Here is a 15,275-nt window from a genome sequence, read left to right as displayed (position 1 = left end):
GGCCTCGCGGATGCGGCGCTCGGTGACACCCGGGCTGGTCAGGCAGCGTTCGGTCATCACCTCCCGCACCCCCACCCACGTGACCATCGTCACAACTGGCCTGACACACGGGTGAGTTGGCCCGTCCCGGCTAGGACTTGGTGCATGACAGCGGCTGGAGTGGACGTGGTGGCCCGCGGGGCGAGCGTGCGTGGTCCGAGAGGGCCGGTGTTCGAGGGGGTGGACCTGGACGTACCGGCGGGCGGACTGCTCGCCGTGCACGGTCCGGCGGGTTCCGGGCGGACGTCGCTGCTGCTCGCGCTCGCCGGGCGGATGCGGCTGTCCGGCGGTGCCGTCCGGGTCGGCGGACATGTCCTGCCCGCCGAGGGCCGGCGGGTGCGCAGGGTGGTCGCCGTCGCCCGGGCCGCGCCCGCGGTGGCGCTCGAAGGGCGGCTGCGGGTGCGGGAGGTGATGACCGAACGCTGCCTGACCAGCCCGGGTGTCACCGAGCGCCGCATCCGCGAGGCCTTCGGGACGCTGGACATCGCCCCGCGCAGGGCGGACCTGGTCGAGGACCTCGGCCCGGCGGGCGGGCTGCTGCTGGCGACCGCGTTGGCCCTCGCCGAGCAGCCGGGTGCCCTCGTCGTCGACGATGTCGACGCCGGTCTGCCGCCCGACGCGCAGCCACCGGTGTGGCAGGCCCTGGAACGGGTCCGGAACGACGGCCCCACCGTGCTGGCCGGGTGCCTCCAGCCGCCGCCCGTCCCCGGCCTGACCGCGCTGTTATTGCCGCGGCGCAGCCGGGACCGCCTCCCGGCCGACAAGGCCGCTGCCCGAGAGGACGCCGACACATGAGAGCCGTCAAGCTGGCACTGCTGGAACTCAGGCGTTTCCGCGGTCCGGTGCGCCGACTGGTGCCCGCCCTGCTCTGCCTGGTGCCGCTGCTGTACGGCGCCATGTACCTCTGGGCGAACTGGGACCCGTACGGCAAGACCGACCGGATGCCGGTCGCCGTGGTCAACCAGGATCACCTGGCGCATGCCCGGCAGGGCCGCCGGGTGGACGCCGGCGACCAACTGGTCCAGCAGCTCAAGGCGTCCGGCACCTTCGACTGGCACTTCGTCGGCCCGGCCGAGGCCCGGAACGGGCTGGAGCACGGCCGCTACCTCTTCACCGTCGGCATCCCGCCGGACTTCAGCCGCAAGCTCGCCACGGGTGCCGACACCCGCCCGCAACAAGCGGGCATCCGGATCGAACTCAACGATGCCAACAACTACATCGCCGGCATCATGACCGAGGTCGTGCAGAACAAGCTGCAGGACCAGGTCAACTCCGCCACCCACGCCGCCTATGTGCGGAGCGTCTACGGCGAACTGTCGGACGTACGCGACAAGCTGACCACCGCAGCCGACGGCGCACACCGGCTGGTGGGAGCCACCCGCGTCGCGCAACAGGGCACCTCCACGGTCACCTCGGCCACGTCCCGCCTGCGCAGCGGGGCCGACGGGGTTGCCGCCGGGGCGCGGCAGATCGCTCGTGCCGCCGGGCAGATCGACACCCTCTCCGGCCGACTGGACCAGGCCGCGGCCGACCGCCTTCCGGCGGCCGTCTCCACTCTGGTGACCACCGCCCGGCTGACCACCGACGGTCTGGACGCGGTGCACACCGCCACCGGCGCCACCCACAAGGGCACCACACGGGCCGTGGCGGACCTCACCGGCCTCGGCGACGCCCACCCCGACCTGCGGGACGACCCGGTCTACCAACGGGCCCTGAGCCACGCCCGCGCACTGGACGCGACCGCCACCGACCTCGACGGCCGGGCCGCCGCGGCCGAGAACAACGCCCGGCGGTCCCTCCACGACGCCGAGCGCCTCCAGAATCACCTCGGCTCCCTCCGGCGCGACGTGCTGGCCCTGCACACCCCGCTCCGCCTCATCGACACCGGCTCCCACAGCGCCGCGGACGGCGCGCACGGCCTGGCCGGAGGGCTCGGCACCCTGGAGAAGGGCTCCGGAGCCCTGCGCACCGCCGCGGACCAGGCGCACGACGGTGCCCAGGACGTCTCCCGCACCGTGGACGACGGACTGCACAAGATCCCCCGCACCAGCCCCGACCAGGTCGCGCACGCCGCGGAGGTCCTGGGCACCCCCGTACACATCGACCGGGGAAACCTGCATCCGGCCGGGGTCTACGGACGCGGTCTGGCGCCGTTCTTCTTCGGTATCGCCCTGTGGGTTTTCGGCCTCTTCGCCTACCTGTTGCTGCGCCCGCTCAACCCCCGGGCGCTGGCCGGCCGGGTCGGCGCGTTCACCACCGCCGTCGCGGGGTGGCTGCCGGCCGCCGTGCTCGGCGCAGTGGGGGCGCTGGTGCTCTACGGCGTCGTCGATCTCGCCCTCGGGCTCGACCCCGTCCACGGCTTCTGGACGCTCGCCCTTCTGATCACCGCGGCGGGGGCGTTCGTCGCCGTCGACCACTGTCTGCGCACGGTTTTCGGGGTGCCCGGCGACGTGCTGTCGCTGGTCCTCCTCATCCTTCAGCTCACCGCCTCCGGCGGGCTCTATCCGCTGCCCACCGAACCGGCCTTCTTCCAGGTGCTGAACCCCCTGCTCCCGATGACCTATCTCGTCGACGGACTGCGGGTCACCGTGTCGGGCGGGCTCACCACGAACCTCCTGCGGGACTTCGTCGTGCTCTTCGTCTTCACGGCCGGCTTCCTCGCCGTGACCGCGCTCGCCGTACGGCGTCAGCGGGTGTGGACCGTCGGGCGGCTGCACCCCGACGTCTCGCTGTGAGGCCGTAGACCCGGCCGTACGGGCCCGGAACCGGCTGCCGCTTCCCGGCGGCGGGGTCCGGGCCCGTACGACTCTGCGGGGCACGGCGGACCGCCGCCAGGGAGGGTGACGGGTGCTGCCCACATCGCCGCCGGGGCCAACTCCGGCTCCCCGCACACCTCTTGACGCCCCGGAATTCCATTGGTTGAGTGGCTCATCCACTGAGCCAGTGTTGCCGATCCATGCCGGTGAGGAGCTGTCGGATGCAGAGCACGCCCACGCAGGAGAGTCCCGGGTGCCCGCCGGGCGCCGTCGCGACGGGTGGCCCGGCGGGCCCGGTCCGGCGGCGGGCGGCAGGCCGCCGAGGGGGCGTCACCCGATGACGAAGCGCCGTCCGATGGAGAAGCGCCGCACCCGGTTCACCGAGACCATGACCGGCAGCGTGCGGCTGACCGGGGAGCCGGAGGACCGGCCGGTCCGGCTGGATCTGGAGGTCCGGACCGACACCTTCTTGCTGCCCTGGCGCACCACGGAGGCGCGGGTCCGCGGCCGGCTGCGGGTGCGCGGCTGGGGCGAGGAGGCCTTTGTGGAGGGCGAGATGGAGATCTCGCCGCTCGCCCGGCGCCGCATCGGCTACCGTCTCTCCTTCCGTACGGCCGGGCGTACGTACCTGCTGGACGGCTGGAAGTCCCTCTCGCCGCGCCGCCCGCTGCACTCCCTGACCGTCCTGCCCTTCACCGTCCACGACGACGCGCAGCAGGAGGCCGGGCGCGGCACGGTGCGCTTCTCGCTCGCCGGCGCCCTGCTGCCGTTGCTCGCAAGCTTCCGCTTCCCGGCCGCGGACCGTGGCCCGGAGCAGCTCGCCCCGCGGTGGAACGGCCGGCCCGGCCGGACAGAGGTCTGGTACACCACCGTCACCGAGCCGTCGACCGGCACCGGCCTCTGGCTGCACCACGAGGTGACCGCCCCCGAGGACGGGAGCGGCGGCTACGCGCACGGCTGGGTGGCCGTGTGCCCGCCCGGCGGACCGGTCGCCCACGCCCGCTTCGGCCCCGAACCGGTCACGCCTGATGCCACCGGGTTCCGGGCCACCGGCGTCGCGGCCGGACCCGGCCGGCTGCGCGGCAGCTGCGGGCCCTACACCTGGGACCTGACGGAGGATCAGGAAGGGCCCACGCTGCACACCTTCCCCGCCTGGGCCTGGCGCCGCCCCCTGTTGCCGGCCGCGCAGATCGTTCCGGGCGGCCGGGCCCGCTACACCGGGACGGTCCGCGGCCCCGGCACCGACCTCACCCTGGCCGGCGCCCCCGGTGCCACCGGACGGATCTACGGCCACGGCAACGCCCGGCGCTGGGCCTGGCTGCACGCCGACCTCGGTGGCGGTGACGTCCTGGAGGTGGTGGCGGCGGTGGCCCGCCGCCGGGGCCTGGACCGGCTGCCCCCGCTGGTGTTCCTGCGGCTGCGCCGGGCGGGCCGCGACTGGCCCCGGCGCGGCACCCGCACCGCGGTCGGCTGGTTCGGGCCGGGCCGCTTCCGGGCGGACGTGGGCCTGCCCTCCTGGACCGTCACCGGACGGGCCGGCCCGCGCCGGATCCGGGTCACGGTGCACCAGCCCGAAGAACGCACCCTGGCGCTGGAGTACACCGACCCGGACGGCAGCCGTGCGGTGTGCCGCAACAGCGTCACGGCCGACGCCCGGGTCGTCCTGGAGCGCTGGTGGGGCGGCTGGCGCCCGGAGGCCGTGTGGACCCTGCGCGGCACCGCGCACGCGGAGGTGGGGGAGCGATGAACACCGCGACCGAGGGGCTGCTGGCCGCGCTGCTGGCCGAGGACGACCCGGCGACGGTGCGCGCGGTGGCCCGCCGGCTCGATGCCGCCCTCGCCGCCATGCCGCGCGCCACCCGTGCGGCGATGGCGGCGGCGGCGACCGCCGTCGACGCCGCCGCCCGCGCCCGTCACGGCCGGCCGCTCGCCCGCCTCACCCCGCAGGAGCGGGAGCGCACCGTCACCGGCCTGGCACGCCGGCCTGGCACGGCGCACCTCCTGGACCTGGTCAAGATTCCGGTGCTCCTCGCGGCCGGTACGGAATACCACGCGCGCCGCACCACCCCGGTGGCCCGTCCGGCAGCGCCCGCGGACCCGCCGCTGGACTGTGTGCCCTCGGCGGAGTGGCCGCAGAGGCAGCGCGCCGACGCCGTCGTCGTCGGCTCGGGTGCCGGCGGCGCCGTCGCCGCCCGCACCCTGGCCCGGACCGGACTGCGGGTGCTGGTGCTGGAAGAGGGACGCCACCACAGCACCGCCGAGTTCGCCCGCCGGACCCCGCTCGACCGGTTCGGCGAGCTCTACCGGGACGGCGGGGCGAGCGTCATGCTGGGCGTGCCCGGTGTGCTGCTGCCGCGGGCGGGCGGTGGGCGGCACCACACTCGTCAACTCCGGTACCTGCTACCGCACTCCGGACCGGGTGCTGGCGCGCTGGCGGCAGGAGTTCGGCCTGCCGCTCGCCGACGCCACGGAGTTCGGCCGGCAGCTCGACGAGGCCGAACGCACCCTGTCCGTGGCCCGGCAGCCGACCGATGTCCTGGGGACCAACGGCCGTCTCGCGCTGCTCGGCGCCGAGCGGCTGGGCTGGCGGGCCGACGCCCTGCGCCGCAACGCGCCCGGCTGCCGGGGCTCGTGCGAGTGCGTCGTGGGGTGCCCGACGGGGGCCAAGCAGAGCGTGCAGCTGTCGGTGCTGCCCGACGCCTGCGCGCACGGCGCCCGCATCGTCACCTCGGCCCGGGTGCGGCGCCTCCTGGTCGAGCGGGACCGGCCGGGCGGCCCCCGGGTGGCCGGGGTCGCGGCCCGGCGGCCGGACGGCACCACCTTCGAGGTACTGGCCCCGCTGGTGGTCGTGGCCGCCGGTGCGCTCCAGTCACCGCTGCTGCTGCGCCGCTCCGGCCTCGGCGGCCATCCGATGACCGGCCGCAATCTCGCGGTCCACCCCGCGACCAGCGTGGCGGGCCGCTTCGCCGAGCCGGTCGCCGGCGCACCGTCGGTGCTGCAGAGCGCCGGCGTCGAGGAACTCCACGACCAGGGAATCCTGTTGGAGGCCACCGCTCCGCCGCCGGGCCTGAGCTCGTTCGTGCTGCCCGGGGCGGGCCGGGCGCTGCGCGCCGGTCTCGACCGCTCCGGCCATCTCGCCACCCTCGGCGCCATGATCGCCGACCGGCCCGGCGGACGGGTGACGGGCCGGGAGCGGGCGGTCTCCTGGTACCGCCTCGACCCGCGCGACGGCCGGCGACTGCTGCGCGCCGTACGGGCCATGGGGGAGCTGCTGCTGGCGGCCGGCGCCGAGGAGGTGTTCACGGGGGTACCGGGCGCTCCGGCCGTCCGGAGCCCCCGCGAGTTGGACGCCGTCCTCGAACCGGTCACCCCGCGCCAACTCCACCTGTCCGCCTTCCACCCGACCGGGACCGTCGCCCTGGGGGCCGACGCCCGGCGGGCACCTGCGGATCCGCTCGGCAGGCTGCGCGGGGTGCGGGGCGTGGTGATCGCGGACGGCTCCGCGCTGCCCAGCTGCCCGGAGGTCAACCCGCAGCTCACCATCATGGCGTTGGCCCGCGCCGTGTCCGAGGCGGCCTGCCGGCCGGACGGCGGCTGAGCCCCGGTCCCGGTCCGCGCGGCGCCGTCCCCGCGTCCGGCCGTACGCCGAGGTGTCCGGCCGGACGTACGGCGGGCGTGACCACCGCACGGGCCGGCCGGGCGCCCTTGTACGGTGGGGAGCGCACGGCAACGGAGGACGGCCGCCCCGGGCGGCGCGGGGTGGGGGGAACGGTGGCGGCACCGATGGACGATCCGATCACTCGTGACACGACGGTCGACGCCCTGGAGCGCCGGCTGCGGGACGCGATCATCGACGGCCGGCACCCGGTGGGTGCCCTGCTGCCGCCCGAGCGCGAGCTGGCCGCCTCCTACGGGGTCAACCGCACCACGCTCAAGCATGCGTTCGTCCGTCTGATGCAGGCGGGCCTGGTCGAGACCCGGCACGGAGTGGGCACCCGGGTCCGGGACTTCTGGCGGCTGGGGACCGCGGAGCTGTTGCCGTCCCTGGTGCTGCGGGACGGCGCCTGGCTGGCGGAGATCTTCGAGGTACGCCGCCAAGTGGGCACGCTGATCGGCGAGTTGGCCGCCCGCCGGGCCACCGCGCGGGACGTCGCGGCGTTGCGGCAGCAGGTCGCCGTGGTACGCGCCGGCGGCGACGCCGACCAGGTGCAGCTCGCCGACGCGGAGTTCCACCGCACTCTGGCCCGCGCCACCGGCAACCGCGTCTACCTGCTCATGACGAACACCCTGCTCGGTGGCTACCTCCCGGTCCGCCAGGCGCTCGCCCGGCCGTTCCAGGACGCCGCTGCCGCCGCGGACCGCCTCCACCCGGTGGCGGAGGCGGTGGCCGCGCGCGACGAGCGTGCCGCCCGCCGGGCCCTGGAGGCCTACATGACCGACACCGAAGGCCTCATGCGCACCACGGACGGACAGCGGCCGGGCCGGGAGCCCTGACCGCTGACCGGCCGGGAGGGGTGTCCGGAGCGCAGACCGGGCGGGACGGCGCGGAACCGGCCTAGGAGCCGATGACCCCGCCGCCGGTGGCCCCGGCGTCGGCCTGCCTGGTGCCCTGGGCCGGGATCCGGGCGTCCGCCCACCCTTGCACCGTCGGCTCCTCCAGTGAGTCGACCCACCAGTCGGCCAGCGCCTGCTCCTTCTCGCCGGGCTGTGCGCCGACCCCGAGCACCCGCATGCCGGCGGCCGCGGCGGCCTGCACGCCGCAGTGGGAGTCCTCGACGGCCAGGGCGTCCCCCGGGTCGACGCCGCAGAGCCGGGCGGCGGTGACGTACACGTCGGGGTGCGGTTTGGGCCTGATGGCGGCGTCGGGCACCACGATGTGCTGGAAGCACTCCCGGAGTCCGGCCAGGCCCAGGCAGGACTCGACGACTTCCAGCGGGCAGTTGCTGGCCACCGCCAGCGGGGCGAACTGCACGGCCGAATGCACCAGTTCCGGCGCGCCGGGCATGGTGGTGGGGTTGGCCGCCACGAGCTCGCGGAAGCGGTCGAGCAGGGTGTCCGTCATGTCCTTGGTCAGGTCGGGGCGGTCGGCCGCCTCGGCCATCAGGCGCCCGCATTCGGTGTAGTGCAGTCCCCGGGCCTGTTCGGAGAATTCGGCCGAGGGGGTGCAGCCGTATTCGCGCAGCACCATGTCGCGGGCGTCGACCCAGTGGCGTTCGGTGTCCATCAGGGTGCCGTCGCAGTCGAAGACCACGGCGGCGGGTGTCCAGGAGAAAAAGCGATGTGCGGTCATCCGGGTTTCCGTTCCGACAGGCCCGGAGCGGCGAATGACCGGTCGCGTTGCGGGGCGAGGCAGCGTCGAATGACGGCCGCCGGGCACCGGGCTGGGGGTTTCCGGCAGAGGGCAGCCACCGCGAAAGGGGGAACCTGGTGCGCTCTGCAGCGGAAAATAACGATCGTTACGTTACGGACGGCAACTCGGCGTGGTCAATAGGCTCCTAATTGTCCATATTGTATGGTCCTATGAGTAACTCAGGGTTCCGTAGGCCGTCCGTGTGTCGTCCTGCGTGATGCGGAAGACGCAGGTCGAGTCGTACTGCGTGCACAGCACCCGTGCGGGCGGGGCGAGTTCGGTGAACCGGACGGCCTTCAATCGGCCGGCGCGCGGCCGGCCCAGGGCGCCCCCGCTGCCGTACGCGGCGGCCTGCCGCGCGGCCTCCAGGAGTGCCATGCCCGGCACATGGTCGGTCGGGTGGTCGAAGAGGAACGGGTGCAGCGGGTCGGCCGGCGAGAGGAGCAGCCCGCTCCCGGCGACGGCAAGGACCGCGTCCTGCGGGTGGTTCACCGACAGTTCCGCCGCCGGGGGGCGGTAGGCCGCCTCCGGGGCGGCGGCCACCATGCCGATGCGGGCCGACCTGCCGCGCAGCGCGCGGTACTGCGCGTCGCTGAGGAACCGCACACCGCCGCCTCCCTGCCCGAAGGCCAGCCCGCAGACGGTGAAGGCGGCGTCCAGGCGCAGGCCGGAGACGCGACGGCCCGGACCGCGCCGCACCGCGCTCACCCACGCGCGGCAGGTGACCTCGGTCGCTCCGGCGCGGGCCGGTGGCTCGTTGCCGGGCGCGAGGCGGAAGTACAGGTCGGTGATGACCGCGTGGCACGCCGTGGGAACGGCGTAGAACCGCAGCGGGATGTAGAGACCGAGCTGACGCAGCGTCTCCACCAGGATCAGCGGGCTGTGCCGGGGTGATCCGTCGCGGGGGAACGTGGCATGGGCACGCGGCCACGACGCGGCCGCGGCGAAGACATGGGGGGTATCCGTCCGCCGTACATCCGTAAGGAGGACCTCCGCCACGGAAGTCCGGTGCACCAGCTCCCGCTCGACGGTGCGGGACCAGCTGAGTGGCTCACTCTTTCCGGCGGTGCCAGCAGTAGAGGAACTCATACGACCAGGGAATATCGAAATTCGAACATGCGCACCTGTTCATTCCGGGTGGCGCAGCGCGATAGATTGCGGGCCGCCGGCACGAGAACGACATCTGAGGTGTACGTGCAGATCCGGGCGAAGACGACACGCAGGTTCCTTCTGGAGGCGGCGGCGGCCCTGTTCGACGAGCGAGGGTACGCCGGCACCAGCATCAGCGATATCAGCGCACATTCCGGCCGCACCAGCGGGGCCATCTATTTCCATTTCGCCAGCAAGGAGAAGCTCGCCCTCGCCATTGTCGAGGAGCATTTTGCCACCTGGCCGCAATTGATCACCCGGTACCGCAAGCCCGGTCTGCCCGCCCTGGAGAAACTCGTCGGACTCAGCTTCGACGTGGCCCGGGCGTTCCGTGACGACATCGTGGTACGCGCCGGATCCCGTCTCTGGGCCGAACGCAAGGCCATCGAAACCGAGCTTCCCGCCCCCTTCCTCGGCTGGATCGACCTGGTCACCCAGCTCCTCGAAGAGGCCGGCGACAACGGCGAACTCGCCGCCGGTGTGCGGCCCGCCGCCACCGCGCACAGCGTCGTCTGCGCCTTCTTCGGACTGCACACCGTCTCCGACGCCCTGGAGGGGCGCCGGCACATCGAGGCCCATCTGCACGACCTGTGGCTGCTGCTGCTCCGCGGCCTCCAGGCCGAACCGGACCCCGCGGGCCTGCTCGACCGGGTGCGCCGACGGGCTCGTACCGGCAGGCCGGCACCCGAACCGGCATAGTTGTCGCGCGCGGCACCCGGCCCGTGCGGTCGTCCGCCGCGCACGGCACGAGCCGCGTCCGGAACGACCGCCGCGCGCGACCTCGCTGCATCCGAGCCCCCATGCCATGCCCGCGGTGCAATTTATTGCATGACATCAGCAGTTAGTTGCACCGCAGTGCGCTTATGTCTATCGTCTCGATGCGGGGCCGTCGAAAGATGGCCATAGGGGGACGGCCAGTGACCGTCATAGCTTCTGCGGCCAAGCCGGGTACGGCTGTTGCCGCATGCCGAACCACGACGGGAGACCCGCATGGCGGCTGATCGCAGCAGTTCTCTCTCCGGCAGCCGCCGAGAGCGAATTCCCTTCCTCGTCGCCCAGGGAAAGCCGGCGGACGACACGGCATTGCGCACGCTGCTGCCCGGCGCCGCGCACAAAGGGGCAACGGGCGCTCAGGAAGCGCCGTTCGGGATAGGCGCCGCCTGGCAACTCGGCGAAAGCCTCTACACGCAGGTGCAGGACAATTCCACCGGGCGGCTGGCCGTATTCGCCACGCGCGGCTCCGGGCACATAGAGCGCGTCACCGGCTACACCTGGAACGTCGCCCCCGTCTGGCGGCTGCTCACCGGGCCGGCCGCTCCGCGCGATCTGTGGTCCCAACTGCGCTACGAACACTTCCTGCGGCACTCGCCCGTGGCGGATCACGTCCCGGAGTGTGCGAGCCACTGCGGCGGTCGTCCGGAGGGCGGTGCGCCCTCCCCGGACGCCGCGGACGAATCCCCGTGCGACGAGGCGCCCGCGCCGCCGTGGTCCCGGGCCGGCGATCCGCTCGAAGAGCTCTGGGAGGCGTCGTGCCCGAAGGGGTCGGATCCCCAACGGCTCCAGGAAGGCGCGGAGTTGCTGCGCCGGCGAGTGGCCCACCTGCTGGCCGACTGCCCGGTCCCGCCGCTGCACGAGCGTCCGCACGCCGAGCATCTCGACGCTGAACTCTCCCACCAACTCCTGCGGGCCTACGACGCCTTGCGGGGGGCGCTGGCACTGCACTGCCCCCGGCAGAGCGGCTGGCTCGGCTCCTGGGCCTATGGCATCGCCGAGGAACTGATCTGGCGCGGCCGCCTGGGAGCCGCGCGCAGCGCTGCCGAACGGACCGCGCGGGAGTCGATGGCGGTGGAATCCGCCCTGTCGTCCCCGTGGCCGCTGCCGGCCCCGCACATCTGCGCCGGGCTGGACACCGTGCACGACGAGGCCCCGGGTACCTGACCGGTCGCCCGATTCGGCCGGCGGACCGCTCCGTTCCGGCCGAACCGGACTCCGGCGGGCGAGATTCCCGCAGCCGAGGCCGGGTGCCCCGTCCCGCGTACGCAGGTCAGCGGCGCCGCGTACCCTGCACTGAAGGGTCGCACCGTGCCGCGTGCGACCCTTTGGTGCACACGCCACGGAGGGACAAGGTTGGACCGCCACGAATTCGCCAGGGCGGCAGGCACGTCCGCCGGTCCGGACGGGGCCGCGCACGCCGCCAAGACCGCCATCGCCCGCAGGCTCCGGCACATCCGCCACCACCACCCCGAAGGCCCCTTCACCCTGGCCCGGCTGGCGGAACTCGCCGGGGTCTCGAAGCGCACCCTGGCCGCTGCCGAATCCGCGGACGGAACCAACCTGACCGTGGAGACCCTCGTCAAGGTGGCCCACAGTCTGGGCGTCTCCCGGGTGGCCTACTTCCTCGACGAGCAGGTCTTCGACGATGTCAACTCCGAGCTGGAGCTGCTCAGGAAGATGCGTACGCACCGCGTCGAGAGCGTGGCGCTGCGGCAGACCGGCCCTGCCGCCCCCGACTCCTCGCTGAGCGAACTGAGCCATCTCATCACCCGGTTGGTCAGCACCGCCGAGGCCGCCCGCGCGACCCTGGAGGACCTGCCGGGGCAGGGCCGCAATGACCGCTCGCCGCAGTGATGGTGATGCGCTGGCGGCACAAGGACGCGGACCCGCAGGCGACGCGGCTGCGCGAACAGTGCGAACGACGGGTCGACGCCCTCGGGCTGCCCGCCCACACGAAGCTGTCCATCGACGACCTGTGCGCACACCTCAGCCGGAGCTCCGGACGGCCCATCCAGCTCCTGCCCTGCCCGCTGCCGCTGGGCAGCCCGGACGGCCTGTGGGTCTCCACCGCGAGCACGGAGTACGTCGTCTACGAGCAGCGGCTCGCGCCGGTGCACCAGCAGCAGGTCATCCTGCACGAGCTGGGCCACCTCGTCTGCGACCACGAGGCGAGCCCGGTCCTCACCCCCGAGGCCTCCCGGCTCCTGCTGCCCTCGCTCGACCCGGCTCTGATCCGCCGGACCCTGGGGCGCGAACACGCCCGGTCCTGGGCGGAGACCGAAGCCGAGTACGTCGGCTCGCTGATCGGGCGCCGGATCGGCAGCTGGACCGCCGACCACGTCCGGCCCGTCCCACCCGCGATGCAAGAGCTGGTCTCCCGGCTCGGTGCGCTGGACAACCCCGCCTTCCGAGGAAGCAATGAATAGCGTTCTCTACCCCTTGTGTGCTGCCGTCGCCGGCCTGGCGCTGCTGTACAAACTGCGCGTACTGCGCACGGACCGCTCCGTGACGCAGGTGGCGCTGCTCGCCAACTTCTTCTTCCTGTTCGTCACCTACACCGTCTCCACCCCCGCGGTCTGGGCGGCGACCAGCAGCGCCGTCGGCATCGTCAACTTCTCCGGGTTGCTGTCGCAGAGCTGCGTCATCCTGCTGACGGCGTGCCAGCAGATCGTGCTGCTCCACCTCAGCCATGAGGCCCCGGTCGCCTGGCGCAAGGCACGCCCCCGGCTGATCGGACTCGGGCTCGTACTCGTCGCCATGGTCGTGCTGTTCACCGTGGCCACCAGCCGCGGGGAGAAGCCCGACGACTTCGCCATCGACAGCGCCCAGTACTACCCCGCCTACCTCGCCCTCTACCTGCTCGCCTACGCCGCGAACCAGGTCGACGTGGGCGTCCTCGGCTGGCGTTACGCCAGGATCGCTCCGCAGCCCTGGATGCGTCGCGGGCTGTACCTCATCGCCGCGACGCTGCCGTTCGCCCTCGTCTACACCGGATGCCGGGCCGCCGACATCGTGGCCGCCCAGTTCGGCGTCGACGGGCAGGCCTGGGAGCCGGTGGCCCAGGTCGCCGTCACCATCGCCACCCTCAGCAAGACACTGGGCTGGATCCTCCCCGACTGGGGCCGCCATCTCACCGCGCTGTGGCAGCGGTTCACCGACTACCGCGCCTACCGGGAGCTGGGCCCGCTGCACCGCGAGGTCACCGCCCAGATTCCCGAACCGGTGCTGCACCTCGAACCCGACACGGATCTACGGACCCGGCTCTACCGCCGACTCGTCGAGATCCGCGACGCCCAATGGGCGCTCCGCGTCTGGATCCCGGCCGACGTGGCCGACGCCGCCGACGCGCGCGCCCGGGCGGCCGGCCTGGACGGCACCGACCTGGCCGCCACCGTCGAAGCCGCTCAGCTCAGGGCCGCTCTGGCGGCGCGGGCCGCGCAACGACGGCCCGCCGTCCACCCGCCCACGCCCCGCGTGGCAGAGCCCCAGGACCTCGCTGCCGAACTCGCCTTCCAGCGCAAACTGGCGCGAGCATTCACCACGTCCCCGATCGTCCGGGCCGCGGCCGAGCACCCCGCCACCGGCCCGGCAACCCAGGAACGCACATGACCCAGCAGACCCCGGCACCGGCCCTTGGCCGCCCCTTCGACCAGGACTTCTTCCAGGACCCCTACCCCACCTACGCCCGGCTGCGCAGCGCAGGGCCCGTACACCGGATCGCGCTGCCCGACGGATCCCCCGTCTGGCTGGTCACCCGGGAGCGCGACGTCCGGGCCGGGCTCACCGACACGCGGCTGTCGGTGAACAAGGCCCATTCCACCAACGGTTACCAGGGGTTCTCGCTGCCGCCCGCGCTGGACGCCAATCTCCTCAACATCGACCCGGACGACCACCTGCGGCTGCGCCGGCTGGTCTCGAAGGGCTTCACCCCGCGGCACGTCGAGCAGCTCCGCGCGCGGGTTGCCGAGGTGGCAGGTCAATTCGCCGACCGACTTGCCGAGTTGGGGCAGGCCGACCTGGTCACGACGTTCGCCCACCCGTTGCCGCTGGTCATCATCGGCGACCTGCTGGCCGTGCCCGAGGCGGACAGCCGGACGTTCTCCGGATGGGTCGCCGCCATGTTCGCCCCCGAGTACCCGGGGCACACCGCCGAAGCGATCGGACACATCCACCGCTACCTCCTGGACCTCATCTCCGCCCGCCGCGCACACCCCGCGGACGACCTGTTGTCCTCCCTGATCGCCGCCCGGGACGACGGTGCCCGGCTCAGCGAGGACGAACTGGTCTCGCTGGCCTTCCTGATCCTCATGGCGGGCAGCGAGAACACCCAGCACCTGATCAGCGGCGGACTGCTGACCCTGCTCCGCCATCCCGACCAGCTGGCCAGCCTGCGCGCCCGCCCCGAGCTGATGCCCGAGGCCGTCGAGGAGCTGTTCCGCTTCGCCCATCCCAACCAGATGGCGATCCGGCGCTTCCCCACGGAACCCGTCGAGATCGGCGGCGTACGGATTCCGACGGGCGACACCGTGCTGCTCGCGCTCGCGTCCGCGCACCGGGACCCGTCCCGCTACCCCGAACCGGACCGCTTCGACATCCTCCGGGCCGACAAGACGCATCTCGCGCTCGGCCACGGCGTCCACTACTGCCTGGGCGCCGCCCTGGCCCGGCTGGAAATCCGCACCGCCCTGAGCACCCTGCTCGACAGGTTCCCGGGGCTGCGGCTCGCCGTGCCGGACGAACGGCTGGAGTGGCGCGCGTCGTTCCGCTCGCACGCACTCAAGCAACTGCCGGTAGCCGTCGGGTAGGCCGCCGTGCGGCGGAGGGCGAGCCTTGACCAGCGAAAAAGGATGCGATTGCCTGGTGTCACGGGAAGTCGGTCCGGAACGGATCCGGATCGCGGTCCGCTCCCGGGGCGGTGGGGGAGGACCGCGGCTGTCGTGCGGGACCTCAGGTCCCCACACCATTGCCCACCCCCCCCCACAAAGGATGCAGCCCGAGTATGACGAACCACACGCAAGAGTCCGCTGTGCGCTGGAGCCGCACCGGGATACCGGCCACCGCTGCGACGGCGACGGCTGCGGCACTCGCCGCCTCGCTGCTCGCCGGTTGCTCGTCCGGGGACCAGGAGGACGCCAAGAAGCCCGGGCCGGTGGCGTCCTCGCCGCACAAGAGCAAGGCCCCCGCCCCGAAATCCCCGTCCCCGAAGG

Annotated in this window: 13 protein-coding genes and 2 pseudogenes; 13 read left to right on the top strand and 2 right to left on the bottom strand. The window is 73.3% G+C overall.

Going from position 1 to position 15,275, the window contains the following annotated elements; all coding sequences use genetic code 11:
- Positions 1-144 precede the first annotated feature (144 nt).
- The 6 genes and pseudogenes from EST92_RS26125 (at position 145) to EST92_RS26105 (ending at position 7,289) form a co-directional block, all read left to right on the top strand.
- Complete coding sequence (locus EST92_RS26125; RefSeq protein WP_254069020.1) at positions 145-834, top strand: ATP-binding cassette domain-containing protein; 690 nt, start codon at positions 145-147, stop codon at positions 832-834.
- Positions 831-2,774, top strand: a complete 1,944-nt coding sequence (locus tag EST92_RS26120; RefSeq protein ID WP_129283229.1) for a YhgE/Pip domain-containing protein — start codon at positions 831-833, stop codon at positions 2,772-2,774. The genes EST92_RS26125 and EST92_RS26120 overlap by 4 nt, the downstream gene beginning before the upstream one ends.
- A gap of 358 nt (positions 2,775-3,132) precedes the next feature.
- A complete protein-coding gene (locus tag EST92_RS26115) occupies positions 3,133-4,542 on the top strand; it encodes a hypothetical protein (RefSeq protein ID WP_254069019.1) in 1,410 nt (469 codons plus the stop codon).
- A pseudogene (locus EST92_RS32405) lies at positions 4,539-5,000 on the top strand (oxidoreductase); the annotation flags it as partial. The gene EST92_RS26115 and the pseudogene EST92_RS32405, both read left to right, overlap by 4 nt.
- 160 nt (positions 5,001-5,160) lie before the next feature.
- Positions 5,161-6,393, top strand: a complete 1,233-nt coding sequence (locus EST92_RS26110; protein ID WP_254069018.1) for a GMC family oxidoreductase — start codon at positions 5,161-5,163, stop codon at positions 6,391-6,393.
- A gap of 185 nt (positions 6,394-6,578) precedes the next feature.
- Positions 6,579-7,289, top strand: a complete 711-nt coding sequence (locus EST92_RS26105; RefSeq protein WP_129283228.1) for an FCD domain-containing protein — start codon at positions 6,579-6,581, stop codon at positions 7,287-7,289.
- 61 nt (positions 7,290-7,350) lie between these two features.
- Here EST92_RS26105 and EST92_RS26100 read toward each other — a convergent pair whose 3' ends face one another.
- Positions 7,351-8,085 (bottom strand): HAD family phosphatase, encoded by a 735-nt coding sequence (locus tag EST92_RS26100; RefSeq protein ID WP_129283227.1) that lies wholly within the window; start codon positions 8,083-8,085, stop codon positions 7,351-7,353.
- A 228-nt stretch (positions 8,086-8,313) separates the two neighbouring features.
- Complete coding sequence (locus EST92_RS26095) at positions 8,314-9,234, bottom strand: ScbA/BarX family gamma-butyrolactone biosynthesis protein (protein WP_254069017.1); 921 nt, start codon at positions 9,232-9,234, stop codon at positions 8,314-8,316.
- 99 nt (positions 9,235-9,333) lie between these two features.
- Here EST92_RS26095 and EST92_RS26090 point away from each other — a divergent pair, with 99 nt between their 5' ends.
- The 7 genes and pseudogenes from EST92_RS26090 to EST92_RS26060 all read left to right on the top strand — a co-directional run.
- A complete protein-coding gene (locus tag EST92_RS26090; protein ID WP_129283226.1) occupies positions 9,334-9,993 on the top strand; it encodes a ScbR family autoregulator-binding transcription factor in 660 nt (219 codons plus the stop codon).
- Positions 9,994-10,284: 291 nt separating this feature from the next.
- Positions 10,285-11,232 (top strand): hypothetical protein, encoded by a 948-nt coding sequence (locus tag EST92_RS26085; protein ID WP_129283225.1) that lies wholly within the window; start codon positions 10,285-10,287, stop codon positions 11,230-11,232.
- Positions 11,233-11,421: 189 nt separating this feature from the next.
- Positions 11,422-11,922 (top strand): helix-turn-helix transcriptional regulator, encoded by a 501-nt coding sequence (locus EST92_RS26080; RefSeq protein WP_129247501.1) that lies wholly within the window; start codon positions 11,422-11,424, stop codon positions 11,920-11,922.
- Between the two features lie 5 nt (positions 11,923-11,927).
- On the top strand, positions 11,928-12,494 hold the full coding sequence (locus tag EST92_RS26075; RefSeq protein WP_161981770.1) for an ImmA/IrrE family metallo-endopeptidase: 567 nt from the start codon (positions 11,928-11,930) through the stop codon (positions 12,492-12,494).
- Complete coding sequence (locus EST92_RS26070; RefSeq protein ID WP_254069016.1) at positions 12,487-13,677, top strand: MAB_1171c family putative transporter; 1,191 nt, start codon at positions 12,487-12,489, stop codon at positions 13,675-13,677. Before EST92_RS26075 ends, EST92_RS26070 begins: the two co-directional genes overlap by 8 nt.
- Positions 13,674-14,873 (top strand): cytochrome P450, encoded by a 1,200-nt coding sequence (locus tag EST92_RS26065; RefSeq protein ID WP_129283223.1) that lies wholly within the window; start codon positions 13,674-13,676, stop codon positions 14,871-14,873. Before EST92_RS26070 ends, EST92_RS26065 begins: the two co-directional genes overlap by 4 nt.
- 194 nt (positions 14,874-15,067) lie before the next feature.
- A pseudogene (locus EST92_RS26060) lies at positions 15,068-15,275 on the top strand (chitinase); the annotation flags it as partial.

Origin of the sequence: Streptomyces sp. TM32 (assembly GCF_004122755.1) — a bacterium.
Taxonomy (GTDB): domain Bacteria; phylum Actinomycetota; class Actinomycetes; order Streptomycetales; family Streptomycetaceae; genus Streptomyces; species Streptomyces sioyaensis.
Note: the sequence above shows the minus strand (reverse complement) of the source record. Positions and strands in the feature narration are given on the sequence as shown.